Raw genomic sequence first — 13,602 nt, 5'->3', positions numbered from 1 at the left:
CCGCCGTAGCCCGGCGGCGGGGGAGGTGTGCCATAACCCGGCGGCGGCGGTGCGCCGTAGTTCGGCGGCGGGTAGCCAGGAGGGTTGCTGCCCTGGGGGTCTGCCGGGCTGCCCGGATACTCGGGAGGTTGGCTCATGTCCGTCCTTGCTGTCGGATTTCCTCGTGTCTGAAGTTTCCTAGGAGGAAGGCGCGCGGAACTTGGCAAACGGGAACTTAGCAAAGATGCGGCCGGAGCGCGCGGATTGACGGCCCGCACGCCTGGGGCGGCGCGGGTGTCCGCCCGCCGTGGTATGCCTGAAACCGTGTCCGACGGTCTGTTTGACCTCCCCGGTGCGCCGCAGCCGACCGATCACGGGCTGGGCGTGTCGGGCGGTGCACCCATGGCGGTCCGGATGCGTCCGGCGTCGCTGGACGAGGTGGTCGGGCAGGACCATCTGCTGGCGCCCGGATCTCCCCTGCGCCGGCTGGTCGAGGGCTCGGGCGTGGCGTCGGCCATCCTGTACGGGCCGCCCGGCAGCGGCAAGACGACGCTGGCCGCGCTGATCTCGCAGGCCACCGGCCGCCGGTTCGAGGCGCTGTCGGCCCTGTCGGCCGGTGTCAAAGACGTTCGGGCGGTGATCGACACCGCGCGCCGGGCGCTGCTGTCCGGTGAGCAGACGGTGCTGTTCATCGACGAGGTGCACCGCTTCTCCAAGACCCAACAGGACGCGCTGTTGTCCGCTGTGGAGAACCGGGTGGTGCTGCTGGTGGCGGCGACCACGGAGAACCCCAGCTTCTCGGTGGTGGCGCCGCTGCTGTCGCGCTCGCTGATCCTGCAGTTGCGGCCGCTGAGCGCCGACGACATCCGCACAGTGGTGCAGCGCGCGATCGACGACCCACGCGGACTGGGCGGCCAGGTCGCGGTCGCGCCCGAGGCCGTCGACCTGCTGGTGCGGCTGGCCGCGGGCGACGCCCGGCGCGCGCTGACGGCGCTGGAGGTCGCCGCCGAGGCGGTCGAGCCCGGCGGCGAGCTGACCGTCGCCGCCGTCGAGCAGTCTCTGGACGAGGCCGCGGTGCGCTACGACCGCGACGGCGACCAGCACTACGACGTCATCAGCGCCTTCATCAAGTCGGTGCGCGGTTCGGACGTCGACGCCGCGCTGCACTACCTGGCCCGCATGCTCGTCGCCGGCGAGGATCCGCGGTTCGTCGCGCGCCGGCTGATGATCCTGGCCAGCGAGGACATCGGCATGGCCGACCCGAACGCGCTGCAGGTCGCGGTGGCGGCCGCGCAGACGGTGGCGCTGATCGGCATGCCCGAGGCGCAGCTCACCCTGGCGCACTGCACGATTTATCTGGCCACCGCGCCGAAGTCGAACGCGGTCACCACGGCACTGGCCGCGGCGATGGCCGACATCAGGGCCGGCAAAGCCGGTCTGGTTCCGCCCCATCTGCGCGACGGTCACTATTCGGGTGCGGCGGGGCTGGGCAACGCGCAGGGCTACAAGTATTCCCACGACCACCCGGATGGGGTTGTGGCACAACAATATCCGCCGGACGAGCTGGCAGGGGTCGACTACTATCGGCCCACCGGCCGCGGCGGTGAACGCGAGATGGCCGGCCGGCTGGACCGGCTGCGCGCGATCATCCGTAAGAGGGGACGGGCATGAGGTTCTTCACCGACGAGGAGATGGGCGCCCTGCTGCCCACCGCCCAGCCCTACAGCGTGGTGATCCTGGAGAAGGGACCGAAGTACGGCGACGAGGACACGCCGGGCATCGTCTGGGAGCACGGCCGCCGCAATTTCGGGCTGCGCGACGACGGAGTGCTCCCGGTGGTGCTGCCGATCGTCGACGAATCCGACGTGTGCGGCATCGGAGTGTTCGCAGCGACAGTCGAGGACACCACGGCGATCATGGCCGACGACCCGGGTGTGGCGGCGGGCGTCTTCACCTACCGGGTGCACCCGTGCCGCGGATTCCCCGGGGACGCGCTGCCCTGAGCGGTCCTGGACCGATTGGGGTAGCTAGACCAGCTCGGGCACCCGCAGGTGGGCGATAGCCAGCTCGAACTCGGCCACGTCGATCACCTCGGCGCCCAGCTCTCGCACGCGCCTGCTGCGCAGTTCGCTGGCGCGGTCGCGGTTGCGGGCCATCGCCTCCATCGAGTCGAACGTGGAGCAGGTGACGGCCCGGCGGCAGGCGGGGTGGTCGACCATCAGGCTGGCGCTGCAGAACCCGTCGAGGTCCGCCATCTCGGGCAGCACCGCCATCCGGTAGAAGTCCAGCGATCGGCTCAGCTGATCCGGCACCACCTTGAGCCAGGTGGCGCGCACGCACGCGCCGGGGCGGGACGGGTGGTCGCGGTGCAGCAACGGGATGTCCCATTCCTCGACCCGTGCGCTGCCGTCGAACATCAGCGCGGCACGGTCGCGGATGGGTGCGACCTGCTCGGCGCTGCGGCGCATCGCCTCCATGGTTTCCCACGAGCTGGTGGCGATGCAGGTGCCCGATTGCCGGTCAACCAGCAGCGATAGTCCGACACACCCGTCGATCTCGGTGAGCGCGGGCATGACGACATCGCGAACATGCGCAATGCCGATGTCGACCGACAGGGGTTGCGCCTGGATGGTGGTGGAGCGTGCGTACACGGTCGACCCCTCCTATGTCGGGGCGGCGCCCCGGTGGCGCCACCGGTCCCACCCGCTACCTTCCTCCTGCCGGTTACTCGCCGCAATGCTTTGCCGAAAGGCTCCTGAGGCCCCCGGATGTTGTGGCAGCGCTCACAATGCATTGGCTGGTCGCGAGGCCGGCGCCGTAGGCTTGGCCGGGTGCATACCGATGTGCTGGACGTGGACACCTCCCGCCGCCGCATCGTCGATCTCACCGAGGCGGTGCGCGGGTTCTGCTGGTCGCGCGGGGACGGATTGTGCAACGTGTTCGTCCCGCACGCCACCGCGGGGGTGGCCATCATCGAGACGGGCGCCGGTTCCGACGACGACCTGGTCGACACGCTGGAACGGCTGTTGCCGCGCGACGATCGCTACCGGCATTCGCACGGCTCCGCGGGCCACGGCGCCGACCACGTGATGCCGGCGCTCGTCGCGCCGTCGGTGACGGTTCCGGTGTCGGCCGGTGAGCCGATGCTGGGGACGTGGCAGAGCATCGTCCTGGTCGACCTGAACCGGGACAACCCGCAACGCTCGGTCCGGCTGAGCTTTCTGGAGGGTTAGCGGCTCGGTGCCCGGCGCGCCGGGGCAGGTACTGTGAGCGGTCGAAATGCGTCGTGAGACGGGCTTGCCATGCCCCGGCGAATAGGCTGGGAATGAGACGTCGAAGTAACGGAAAGAAGCGGACTCGAAAGTGCAGACACACGAGATCAGGAAGCGGTTTCTTGATCATTTCGTGAAGGCGGGCCACACCGAGGTGCCGAGCGCATCGGTGATCCTCGACGACCCCAACCTGCTGTTCGTCAACGCGGGCATGGTCCAGTTCGTGCCCTACTTCCTGGGCGCGCGCACCCCCGAATACTCGACCGCCACCAGTATCCAGAAGTGCATCCGCACCCCCGATATCGACGAGGTCGGTATCACCACCCGGCACAACACGTTCTTTCAGATGGCCGGCAACTTCTCGTTCGGCGACTATTTCAAGCGTCGCGCCATCGAGCTGGCCTGGACGCTGCTGACCAACGGTGTCGAGCAGGGCGGTTACGGCCTGGATCCCGAACGCATCTGGACGACGGTCTTTTTCGACGACGACGAGGCCGTTCAGCTGTGGCAGGAGATCGCCGGGCTACCCGAGGATCGCATCCAGCGCCGCGGCATGGAGGACAACTACTGGTCGATGGGCATCCCGGGCCCGTGCGGCCCGTCCTCGGAGATCTACTACGACCGCGGGCCGGAGTTCGGCGTCGAGGGCGGCCCGATCGCCAACGAGGACCGCTACATCGAGATCTGGAATCTCGTGTTCATGCAGAACGAGCGCGGCGAGGGCACCGGTAAGGCCGACTTCGAGATCCTGGGGCCGTTGCCCCGCAAAAACATTGACACCGGCATGGGTGTGGAGCGGGTCGCCTTCATCCTGCAGGGCGTGCACAACGTCTACGAGACCGACCTGCTGCGGCCCGTCATCGACACCGCCGCCGCGCGGGCGCCGCGCGGGTATGACGTCGGCAACCACGACGACGACGTGCGCTACCGGGTGATCGCCGACCACAGCCGCACCGCGGCCATCCTGATCGGCGACGGCGTCACGCCCGGCAACGACGGCCGCGGCTATGTGCTGCGCCGGCTGCTGCGTCGGGTGATCCGCTCGGCCAGGCTGCTTGACATCGAGGGGCCCATCGTCGGTGACCTGATGGCCACCGTGCGCGACGCGATGGGCCCGTCGTATCCGGAGCTGGTCGCCGACTTCGATCGGATCCGGCGGATCGCGGTCGCCGAGGAGACCGCGTTCAATCGCACGCTGGCGGCGGGCTCGAAGCTGTTCGACGAGGTGGCGGGCACCACCAAAGCCTCTGGCGCGAAAGCGATCTCGGGTTCGGATGCCTTCACGCTGCACGACACCTACGGGTTCCCGATCGAGCTCACGCTGGAAATGGCGTCCGAGGCCGGCCTGCACGTGGACGAAATCGGCTTCCGGGAACTGATGGCCGAGCAGCGTCGCCGGGCCAAGGCCGACGCCGCCGCGCGCAAGCACGCGCACGCCGACCTGACCGCCTACCGGGAGCTGGTCGACGCCGGACCCACCCAGTTCACCGGCTTCGACGAATTGACTTCCGAGGCAAAGATTCTGGGGATCTTCGTGGACGGTAAGCGGGTTCCGGTGGTCACCCACGGGGCCGAGGGGGCCGACCGGGTCGAGCTGGTGCTGGACCGCACGCCGTTGTACGCCGAGGCCGGCGGCCAGATCGCCGACGAGGGGACCATCAGCGGAACGGGCGCCGGACAGAGCGCCCGCGCCGCCGTCACCGACGTGCAGAAGATCGCCAAAACCCTGTGGGTGCACCGGGTTAACGTCGAGTCCGGTGAATTCGTGGAGGGCGACACCGTCGTCGCGGCCGTCGACCCGCAGTGGCGCCGCGGCGCCACCCAGGGGCACTCGGGCACTCATATGGTGCACGCGGCGCTGCGACAGGTGTTGGGACCCAATGCCGTTCAGGCCGGGTCGCTGAACCGGCCGGGCTACCTGCGGTTCGACTTCAACTGGCAGGGGCCGCTGTCCGAAGAACAGCGCACCCAGGTCGAAGAGGTGACCAACCAGGCCGTGCAGGCCGACTTCGAGGTGCACACGTTCACCGAGCAGTTGGAGAGGGCCAAGGCGATGGGCGCGATGGCCATGTTCGGCGAGGCCTACCCCGACGAGGTCCGGGTGGTGGAGATCGGCGGCCCGTTCTCGCTGGAGCTCTGCGGCGGGACGCACGTGCACAACTCGGCGCAGATCGGGCCGGTGACCATTCTGGGCGAATCCTCGGTCGGTTCCGGGGTGCGCCGGGTGGAGGCCTACGTCGGGCTCGAGTCGTTCCGGCACCTGGCCAAGGAACGCGCGCTGATGGCGGGGCTGGCGTCGTCGCTGAAGGTGCCGTCCGACGAGGTGCCCGCCCGGGTGGCCAACCTGGTGGAGCGGCTCAAGGCGGCGGAGAAGGAACTCGAACGCGCCCGGCTGGCCGGTGCGCGGGCCGCCGCGACCAACGCAGCGGCGGGCGCGGAGCGTATCGGTAACGTCCGGGTGGTGGCACAGCGGATGTCGGGCGGGATGACGGCGGCCGATCTGCGCTCCCTGGTCGGCGACATTCGCGGCAAGCTGGGCAGCGATCCCGCGGTGGTCGCGCTGATCGCCGAGGGAGAGGGCGGGTCGGTGCCGTATGCGGTCGCCGCCAACCCGGCCGCCCAGGATCTCGGGCTTCGCGCCAACGAGCTGGTCAAGCAGCTCGCCGCTAGCGTCGACGGCCGCGGGGGCGGCAAGGCCGACCTGGCGCAGGGTTCCGGCAAGGATCCGGCGGGCATCGACGCAGCGCTCGGCGCGGTACGTTCCGAGATCGCCGTGATAACGCGGGTCGATTGAGTGGTCTCCGCACAGCACCGCTTGCCTGACCGGCCCGGCGATCCCCACCAGGACCCTGGACGGGGACGGCGGCTCGGCATCGACGTGGGCAGCGTCCGCATCGGGGTGGCCTGCAGCGACCCCGACGCCATCCTGGCCACCCCGGTCGAGACCGTCCGCCGCGACCGCAACGGCAAACACCTGCGGCGGCTGGCTGCGCTGGCCGCCGAACTCGAGGCCGTCGAGGTGGTCGTCGGCCTGCCGCGCACGCTGGCCGACCGCACCGGCCCGTCGGCGATCGACGCGATCGAGGTGGCCGACGCGCTGGCGGAAGTGCTGGCCCGCCGAGTTCCTCCCACTCCGGTGCGGCTGGCCGACGAGCGGCTGACCACGGTGGCGGCGCAGCGTTCGCTGCGCGCGGCCGGGGTGCGGGCCAGGGAGCAGCGCGCGGTGATCGACCAGGCGGCGGCGGTGGCGATCCTGCAGAGTTGGCTGGATCAGCGCCGCGCGGCGGTGGCGGGGGAGCACAGCGATGGTTGACAGCGCACGGCGGGAACGGGCCGAGCCGGAGGCCGTGGGTGCGCCGTCGGGGCGGCGGCCGAGCCGCGTCTCCCGCAAACAGGCCAAGCGGGGCCGTCGGCGGCGGTTCGTCGGCAAGATCGTGCTCGCGCTGCTCGTCGTGGTGGTGCTGGCGGGGGTCTTCGTCGGCGGCAAGCTGTGGCACACGCTGTTCGGGCCCGATAACGACTACAGCGGCGGCGGCAAGCGGGACCTGGTGATTCAGGTGCAGGCCGGTGACTCGACCACCAACATCGGCGAGACGCTGCAAAAAGAGCAGGTCATCAAGACGGTCCGGGCGTTCGTCAACGCCGCGCACGGCAACAGCGCCATCAACTCGATCCAGCCCGGCTTCTACCGGATGCGCACCGAGATCCCGGCGGCCAACGCGGTCGCGCGGCTGACCGACCCGAAGAGCCGGGTGGGCCGGCTGGTCATCCCGGAGGGCCGCCAGCTCGACGACACCACCGACATGAAGACCAACGTGGTGACTCCGGGGATCCTGACGCTGATCTCGCGCGCCACCTGCGTGGATCTCGACGGTGACACGCGCTGCGTCCGGGCGCAGGACCTGCGCGCGGCCGCGACCAACAGTTCCGCCTTGGCGTTGGCGGTGCCGCCGTGGGCCACCGAACCCGTCGGCGAGCTCGGCAAGGACCACCGCCGGATCGAGGGCCTGATCGCGCCGGGCACGTTCAACGTCGATCCGTCCGCGTCGCCGGAGAGCATCCTGGCCACCCTGATCGGCGCCGGCGGCGAGGAGTACGTGAAGTCCGGGCTGGTCGACACCGCCCAGGCCATGGGCCTGTCGCCCTACGACATCCTGGTGGTGGCGTCGCTGGTGCAGCAGGAATCCAACTCCCAGGACTTCGCCAAGGTCGCGCAGGTCATCTACAACCGCCTGCACGCCCACCACACGCTCGAGTTCGACTCGACGGTCAACTATCCGCTGGACCGCCGCGAGGTGGCCACCAGCGACGCCGACCGCGCCCAGAAGACGCCGTGGAACACCTACGTGTCGCAGGGCCTGCCGGCCACCGCGATCTGTTCGCCCGGCACCGACGCGCTGCAGGCCGCCGAGCACCCGCAGCCCGGTGACTGGCTGTACTTCGTCACCATCGACGCCCAGGGCACGACGCTGTTCACCCGCGACTATCAACAACATCTCGCCAACATCGAGCTGGCTAAGCGCAACGGTGTCCTCGACAGCACGCCCCGCTAGCGCGGGCCCCCGCAAGGCTGCCGTGCTCGGCAAGCCAATCGCCCACTCCAAGTCCCCGCAATTGCACCTGGCCGCCTATCGCGCGCTTGGCCTGGCCGACTGGACGTACGAGCGCATCGAATGCGACGCAGACCAGCTGCCCGGCGTGGTCGGCGGCCTCGGCCCCGAGTGGGTCGGGGTGTCGGTGACCATGCCCGGCAAGTTCGCCGCCCTGCGATTCGCCGACGAGCGCACCGACCGGGCGCAGCGGGTGGGATCGGCCAACACCCTGGTGCGCACGCCCGCGGGCTGGCGGGCCGACAACACCGACATCGACGGGGTCGCCGGCGCGCTCGGCTGCGCCTCGGGATGGGCGCTCGTCTGTGGATCGGGCGGCACCGCGCCGGCCGCCGTCGCCGGCCTGGCCCAGCTGGGTGTCGCCGGCATCACCGTGGTGGCCCGCAATCCCGACAAGGCGGCCCGGCTGGTGGACCTGGGCAACGAGCTGGGCGTGCCGACCCGGTTCTGCGACCTGGACGGCGACGGGCTGGCCGATGAGGTGGCGGGCGCCGAGGTGCTGGTCAGCACCATCCCGGCGGACGTGGCCGAACGCTACGCCGGCACCTTCGCAAGCATCGGTGTGCTGCTGGACGCCGTCTACGACCCATGGCCCACGCCGCTGGCCGCCGCGGTGAGCGCCGCCGGCGGGCGGGTGGTCAGCGGCCTGCAGATGCTGCTGCACCAGGCTTTCGCGCAGGTGGAACAGTTCACCGGGCGGCCCGCACCCCGCGAGGCCATGACTTGCGCGGTGGCCGCGCCGGAATAGCCTGCCGCGCATGCGGATTGCGGTCGCGTGCCTGGTGCTGGCCTGGTTGGCGGCGTTGAGTTGCTACGACATTCGCGAACGCCGCCTGCCCAACGCGCTGACGCTGACCGGGGCCGCGGCGGTCCTGGCGGTCGCGACGCTGGCCGGACGCGGGCCCGCGGCGCTGGCCGGAGCCTTGGCCCTGACCGCGATCTACCTGGCGGTGCACTGCGCGGCGCCAGGCGGGATGGGCGCCGGTGACGTCAAGCTGGCCCTCGGTCTCGGCGCCCTGACCGGGTGCTTCGGCGTCGGCGTGTGGTTTCTCGCGGCGCTCGGTGCGCCGCTGCTGACCGCGGCGCTCGGGGCGGTCGCCCGGCTTCGCGGCGGTGCCGACGGCACGGCCCCGGTGCCGCACGGGCCGTCGATGTGTCTGGCCAGCGCGGCGGGCGTGGGGCTGACGCTGCTCTGACGGCCTCAGTTCGGCACGGCGGTGGGGCGCAGCAGTGGCAGCAACTGGTCGCCGAGCCTGACCGTCTCCGACTTGTACGGGGTGTCCGACAGCACGAAATGGCTGACCCCGAGGTCGGCGTATTTACGCAGCGCGTCGGCGACCTCGACGGCCGAGCCGACCAGCCAGGTCGTGCCGGCGCCCTCCCCGCCGTACTTGCTCGGCGTTGTATACAGGCAGAAATCGACCACCTCGCCGCGCCCGGCAAGGTCGTTGAGCCGCCGCTGACCCTCGGACCCGGCCGGGTCGTGCAACAGCAGCATGGTCGGCGTGCCGGCCAGCTTGGCGACCTTCGCCTCGGCGTCGCGCCAGGCCTGCTCGGACGTGTCGCGCACCAGCGTCGTCACCCGCAGGCCGAATTCCAGCGGCGCGTGTTCACGACCGAGCTTGTCGGACAACGACTTCAGCCTGTCGATGCGCTCGGCGATTCCGTCCAGTGACTCGCCCCAGAACAGTTGGACGTCGGCGTCGGTCGCGGCGACCTGCTCGGCGGCCGCGGATGCTCCGCCGAAATAGAGCTTCGGGTACCGGCCGTCGGCCGCACCGAGGGGGCGCGGCTGCAACGTCGAGTGTTCGACACCGAAAAACTCGCCGCGGAAGGTGACGTCGTCCTCGCTCCACAAGCGGCGAACCAGCCGGATGAATTCGCGGGTGCGGTCGTAGCGGCGGCCCATGTCGACCTCGGCGTCGCCGTATGCGGCCAGATCATCGGCACCGCTGACGACGTTGATCAGCAGCCGGCCGTCGTTGAGTCGATCCAGGGTTGCCGCCGCACTGGCGAAATGCGCCGGATGCCAATAACCGGGGCGGACCGCCACCAGCGGGGCGAAGTTGGTGGTGCGCGCGGCGATGGCGGTCGCAACGGTGAAAGTGTCCGGCCGCCCCCAGCCGGTGCCGATCAGCGCGCCTTCCCAGCCGTGTTGCTCGGCGCGCAGCGCCAGGTCGACCGAATAGTCCAAGCTTCCCCAGCCGTCGACGGTGTCGTCGCCTCGATGGCCGGGCTCGACGGTATTCGGTATGTACCAGAGAAATTGACCCACCAGGCAACATGGTGGCACATGACCGCGGTGGCGTGGCCCGGCTTCGCGGCATATCTCGTGGTCACCGCAAGAATCAGCACGGATGAATGTCCACCCACGGCGAAAAATTCAGGACGCAGCAAACCGTTGCCGCCGGCGTCCGCTTCTGACAGCCTTTCCGGCTGGCCGTCGTGCGCACGACATCGATTCGCCCAGAAAGGCTTTGACTCCATGATCGTTGGCGGCCGAGCTCGCCCCAGCGCTGCAGGCGCCGCGCGGCACCGGGATTGATCCCGGGCCGGAAACCCGGTCGTCGATCGCGGCCGCGCGGGTCAAGGTCGCGATCCAGGAGCCGGCGCTGCGGGCCGCGTCGCGCGTCTTCGACGTCGGCGGCGCGTCGGCCGTGCAGGCGTCGGCGCTGTTGGACCGGCACTGGCGCAACCCGCGGACGCTGTTCTCGCACAACCCGACCGTGTACAAGGCGCGGTGCTCGGCGATGTCGCCGTCAACCGCGCGGAGCCGCCCGCGAGCAGTTTCTTCTGACCGGCGCCGCGCCCGGACCTACTACCGCCGCGGGCTGCGCGAATCGGCTTTTCGGAAGTCGACATGGGAAGATGGGACCCGTGTTGCGTTGGATCACTGCTGGGGAGTCGCATGGCCGCGCGCTGGTGGCCGTGCTCGAAGGCATGGTCGCGGGTGTGGAGGTCACCTCCCTCGACATTGCGGAACAATTGGCCCGTCGCCGCCTGGGTTACGGCCGCGGCGCCCGGATGGCGTTCGAGCGGGACGCGGTGAGCGTGCTGTCCGGGGTGCGTCACGGTGTCACCCTGGGCGGCCCCATCGCCGTCGAGATCGGCAATACCGAATGGCCGAAGTGGGAGACCGTGATGGCCGCCGATCCGGTCGACCCTGGCGAGCTGGCGGACAGCGCGCGCAACGCGCCGCTGACCCGGCCGCGGCCCGGCCACGCCGACTACGCGGGCATGCTCAAGTACGGTTTCGACGACGCCCGACCGGTGCTGGAGCGGGCCAGCGCCCGCGAGACCGCGGCCCGCGTCGCGGCCGCCACCATCGCCCGCTCGTTCCTGCGTCAGGCGCTCGGCGTGGAGGTGCTCTCGCACGTCGTCTCGATCGGCCCGTCGGCGCCGTACGATGGCCCGCCGCCCGGCCCGGGCGACCTGCCCGCCATCGACGCCAGCCCGGTGCGCGCCTTCGACAAGGCCGCCGAGCAGGCGATGATCACCGAGATCGAGGCCGCCAAGAAGGACGGCGACACGCTCGGCGGTGTGGTCGAGGTGGTGGTCCTGGGCCTGCCCGTCGGGCTGGGCTCGTTCACCAGCGGCGACAACCGGCTGGACAGCCAGCTCGCGGGCGCCGTCATGGGCATCCAGGCGATCAAGGGCGTCGAGATCGGCGACGGCTTCGAGACGGCACGCCGCCGCGGCAGCCGCGCCCACGACGAGATGTACCCCGGTCCCGACGGCGTGGTCCGCTCGACGAACCGCGCGGGCGGCCTGGAGGGCGGCATGACCAACGGCCAGGCGCTGCGGGTGCGTGCCGCGATGAAGCCCATCTCCACGGTGCCGCGCGCGCTGGCCACGGTCGACATGGCGACCGGCGACGAGGCCGTCGCGATCCACCAGCGCTCGGACGTGTGCGCGGTGCCCGCCGCCGGCGTGGTGGTCGAGGCCATGGTGGCCCTGGTGCTGGCGCGGGCCGCGCTGCAGAAGTTCGGCGGCGATTCGCTGGCCGAAACTCGCCGCAATGTCGAGTCCTACCGGCAGGCGGTCGCCGAGCGGGAGTCGCCGGCCGCCCGGGGTACCGCGTAATGGCGCCCAAGGCGGTCCTGGTGGGCCTGCCGGGGTCGGGCAAGTCCACCATCGGCCGGCGGTTGTCCAAAGCGCTCGGCGTCGATTTCCTGGACACCGATGTGGCCATCGAACAGCAGACCGGGCGCCGCATCGCCGACATCTTCGCCGCCGACGGGGAGCCGGAATTCCGCCGCATCGAGGAAGACGTGGTGCGCGCCGCGCTGGCCGGCCACGACGGTGTGGTGTCGCTGGGGGGCGGCGCCGTCACCAGCCCGGGGGTGCGCGAGGCGCTCGCCGGTCACACCGTCATCTACCTGGAGATCAGCGCCACCGAAGGCGTGCGCCGCACCGGCGGCAACGTGGTGCGCCCGCTGCTGGCCGGCCCCGATCGCGCCGACAAGTACCGCGCGCTGCTGGCCGAGCGCAGCCCGCTGTACCGACGGGCGGCCACCATCCGCGTCGACACCAACCGGCGCAACCCCGGCGCGGTGGTCCGCTACATCGTCTCGCGGTTGCAGGCTCCCGCCGGGGCGGCCACATGACGCGCTCCGGTGATCCGGTCACCATCGAGGTGGCCGTCGACCCGCCGTACCCGGTGATCGTCGGCACCCGCCTGCTGGGCGAGCTGGACGAACTCCTCGGCGGCCGGCACAAGGTGGCCATCGTCCATCAGCCCGTGCTGACCGAGACCGCCGAGGTGATCCGAAGCCGCTTGGCGGACAAGGGCGTCGACGCGCACCGCATCGAAATCCCGGACGCAGAGGAAGGCAAGGACCTCCCGGTGGTGGGCTTCTTGTGGGAAGTGTTGGGCCGCATCGGGATTGGACGCAAAGACGCATTAATCAGCCTTGGCGGTGGCGCGGCCACCGACGTCGCCGGATTCGCGGCCGCCACCTGGCTGCGCGGCGTCGACATCGTGCACGTGCCCACCACGTTGCTCGGCATGGTCGACGCGGCCGTCGGCGGCAAGACCGGGATCAACACCGACGCGGGCAAGAACCTGGTCGGGTCGTTCCATCAGCCGCACGCCGTTCTGGTGGACCTCGACACGCTGCAGACGTTGCCGCACAACGAACTTGTGGCCGGGATGGCCGAAATCGTCAAGGCGGGATTCATCGCGGATCCGGTGATCCTCGACCTCATCGAGGCCGACCCGCGGGCCGCGGTCGACCCGTCGGGTGACGTGCTGGCGGAGCTGATTAGCCGCGCGATCGCCGTCAAGGCGGAGGTGGTGGCCGCCGACGAGAAAGAGTCGGAGCTGCGCGAAATCCTCAACTACGGGCACACATTGGGGCACGCCATCGAGCGTCGCGAGCACTACCGGTGGCGGCACGGGGCGGCGGTGTCGGTGGGACTGGTCTTCGCCGCCGAGCTGGCCCGGCTGGCGGGCCGCCTCGACGACGCCACCGCGCAGCGGCACCGCACCATCCTGTCCGCGCTCGGCCTGCCGGTCAGCTACGACGCCGACGCGCTGCCGCAGTTGCTGGAATACATGGCGGGAGATAAGAAGTCGCGGGCCGGGGTGCTGCGGTTCGTGGTCCTCGACGGCCTGGGCAAGCCGGGCCGGATGGCCGGCCCCGACCCGTCGCTGTTGGCGGCGGCCTATGCCGGACTCGCGGAGGCGGAAACATCATGACCTGCGCCGGCGACGATGCAGAGCGAAGCGATGAGGAGCG

At 70.6% G+C, this 13,602-nt stretch carries 13 protein-coding genes and 1 pseudogene; 12 read left to right on the top strand and 2 right to left on the bottom strand.

The window, feature by feature from the left end; all coding sequences use genetic code 11:
• The first annotated feature begins 291 nt into the window (after positions 1-291).
• A complete protein-coding gene (locus B8W69_RS09225) occupies positions 292-1,650 on the top strand; it encodes a replication-associated recombination protein A (RefSeq protein ID WP_085289535.1) in 1,359 nt (452 codons plus the stop codon).
• Positions 1,647-1,982, top strand: a complete 336-nt coding sequence (locus B8W69_RS09220) for a hypothetical protein (RefSeq protein ID WP_085289514.1) — start codon at positions 1,647-1,649, stop codon at positions 1,980-1,982. Before B8W69_RS09225 ends, B8W69_RS09220 begins: the two co-directional genes overlap by 4 nt.
• 24 nt (positions 1,983-2,006) lie before the next feature.
• Here B8W69_RS09220 and B8W69_RS09215 read toward each other — a convergent pair whose 3' ends face one another.
• On the bottom strand, positions 2,007-2,630 hold the full coding sequence (locus B8W69_RS09215; RefSeq protein WP_085289513.1) for a hypothetical protein: 624 nt from the start codon (positions 2,628-2,630) through the stop codon (positions 2,007-2,009).
• Positions 2,631-2,810: 180 nt separating this feature from the next.
• On the opposite strand from B8W69_RS09215, the gene B8W69_RS09210 reads away from it, so the two are divergent.
• The 6 genes from B8W69_RS09210 (at position 2,811) to B8W69_RS09185 (ending at position 9,057) form a co-directional block, all read left to right on the top strand.
• Complete coding sequence (locus B8W69_RS09210; protein WP_064885621.1) at positions 2,811-3,212, top strand: secondary thiamine-phosphate synthase enzyme YjbQ; 402 nt, start codon at positions 2,811-2,813, stop codon at positions 3,210-3,212.
• A gap of 130 nt (positions 3,213-3,342) precedes the next feature.
• On the top strand, positions 3,343-6,045 hold the full coding sequence (alaS, locus tag B8W69_RS09205; protein WP_085289512.1) for an alanine--tRNA ligase: 2,703 nt from the start codon (positions 3,343-3,345) through the stop codon (positions 6,043-6,045).
• Complete coding sequence (gene ruvX / locus B8W69_RS09200) at positions 6,046-6,564, top strand: Holliday junction resolvase RuvX (protein WP_085289511.1); 519 nt, start codon at positions 6,046-6,048, stop codon at positions 6,562-6,564. It abuts the gene before it with no gap.
• Positions 6,557-7,804, top strand: a complete 1,248-nt coding sequence (gene mltG / locus B8W69_RS09195; protein WP_085289510.1) for an endolytic transglycosylase MltG — start codon at positions 6,557-6,559, stop codon at positions 7,802-7,804. The genes ruvX and mltG overlap by 8 nt, the downstream gene beginning before the upstream one ends.
• Positions 7,779-8,609, top strand: a complete 831-nt coding sequence (locus B8W69_RS09190; RefSeq protein WP_085289509.1) for a shikimate dehydrogenase — start codon at positions 7,779-7,781, stop codon at positions 8,607-8,609. The genes mltG and B8W69_RS09190 overlap by 26 nt, the downstream gene beginning before the upstream one ends.
• Before the next feature lie 10 nt (positions 8,610-8,619).
• On the top strand, positions 8,620-9,057 hold the full coding sequence (locus B8W69_RS09185; protein ID WP_085289508.1) for a prepilin peptidase: 438 nt from the start codon (positions 8,620-8,622) through the stop codon (positions 9,055-9,057).
• 5 nt (positions 9,058-9,062) lie between these two features.
• Here B8W69_RS09185 and B8W69_RS09180 read toward each other — a convergent pair whose 3' ends face one another.
• Positions 9,063-10,136, bottom strand: a complete 1,074-nt coding sequence (locus B8W69_RS09180; protein ID WP_085289507.1) for an LLM class flavin-dependent oxidoreductase — start codon at positions 10,134-10,136, stop codon at positions 9,063-9,065.
• A 217-nt stretch (positions 10,137-10,353) separates the two neighbouring features.
• On the opposite strand from B8W69_RS09180, the pseudogene B8W69_RS32205 reads away from it, so the two are divergent.
• The 4 genes and pseudogenes from B8W69_RS32205 to aroB all read left to right on the top strand — a co-directional run.
• Positions 10,354-10,569, top strand: a pseudogene (locus tag B8W69_RS32205) (acyl-CoA dehydrogenase family protein); the annotation flags it as partial.
• Positions 10,570-10,738: 169 nt separating this feature from the next.
• Positions 10,739-11,944, top strand: coding sequence for a chorismate synthase (aroC, locus tag B8W69_RS09170; RefSeq protein WP_085289534.1), 1,206 nt, complete (start codon positions 10,739-10,741; stop codon positions 11,942-11,944).
• Positions 11,944-12,468: a shikimate kinase gene (locus B8W69_RS09165; RefSeq protein WP_085289505.1), complete on the top strand. Its 525-nt coding sequence runs from the start codon at positions 11,944-11,946 to the stop codon at positions 12,466-12,468. Before aroC ends, B8W69_RS09165 begins: the two co-directional genes overlap by 1 nt.
• Positions 12,465-13,562, top strand: a complete 1,098-nt coding sequence (gene aroB, locus B8W69_RS09160; protein ID WP_085289504.1) for a 3-dehydroquinate synthase — start codon at positions 12,465-12,467, stop codon at positions 13,560-13,562. The genes B8W69_RS09165 and aroB overlap by 4 nt, the downstream gene beginning before the upstream one ends.
• Positions 13,563-13,602 lie beyond the last annotated feature (40 nt).

It is taken from the genome of Mycolicibacterium vulneris, from assembly GCF_002104765.1.
In the GTDB taxonomy this organism is placed as follows: Bacteria; Actinomycetota; Actinomycetes; order Mycobacteriales; family Mycobacteriaceae; genus Mycobacterium; species Mycobacterium vulneris.
The sequence above is the reverse complement of the archived record's forward strand: the minus strand, read 5'-3'. Positions and strand labels throughout refer to the sequence as shown.

Coding starts and splice junctions, on each gene's coding strand:
- B8W69_RS09225 (WP_085289535.1), top strand. CDS start 292: ATGCCTGAAACCGTGTCCGACGGTCTGTTTGACCTCCCCGGTGCGCCG.
- B8W69_RS09220 (WP_085289514.1), top strand. CDS start 1,647: ATGAGGTTCTTCACCGACGAGGAGATGGGCGCCCTGCTGCCCACCGCC.
- mltG (WP_085289510.1), top strand. CDS start 6,557: ATGGTTGACAGCGCACGGCGGGAACGGGCCGAGCCGGAGGCCGTGGGT.
- B8W69_RS09185 (WP_085289508.1), top strand. CDS start 8,620: ATGCGGATTGCGGTCGCGTGCCTGGTGCTGGCCTGGTTGGCGGCGTTG.
- B8W69_RS09165 (WP_085289505.1), top strand. CDS start 11,944: ATGGCGCCCAAGGCGGTCCTGGTGGGCCTGCCGGGGTCGGGCAAGTCC.
- aroB (WP_085289504.1), top strand. CDS start 12,465: ATGACGCGCTCCGGTGATCCGGTCACCATCGAGGTGGCCGTCGACCCG.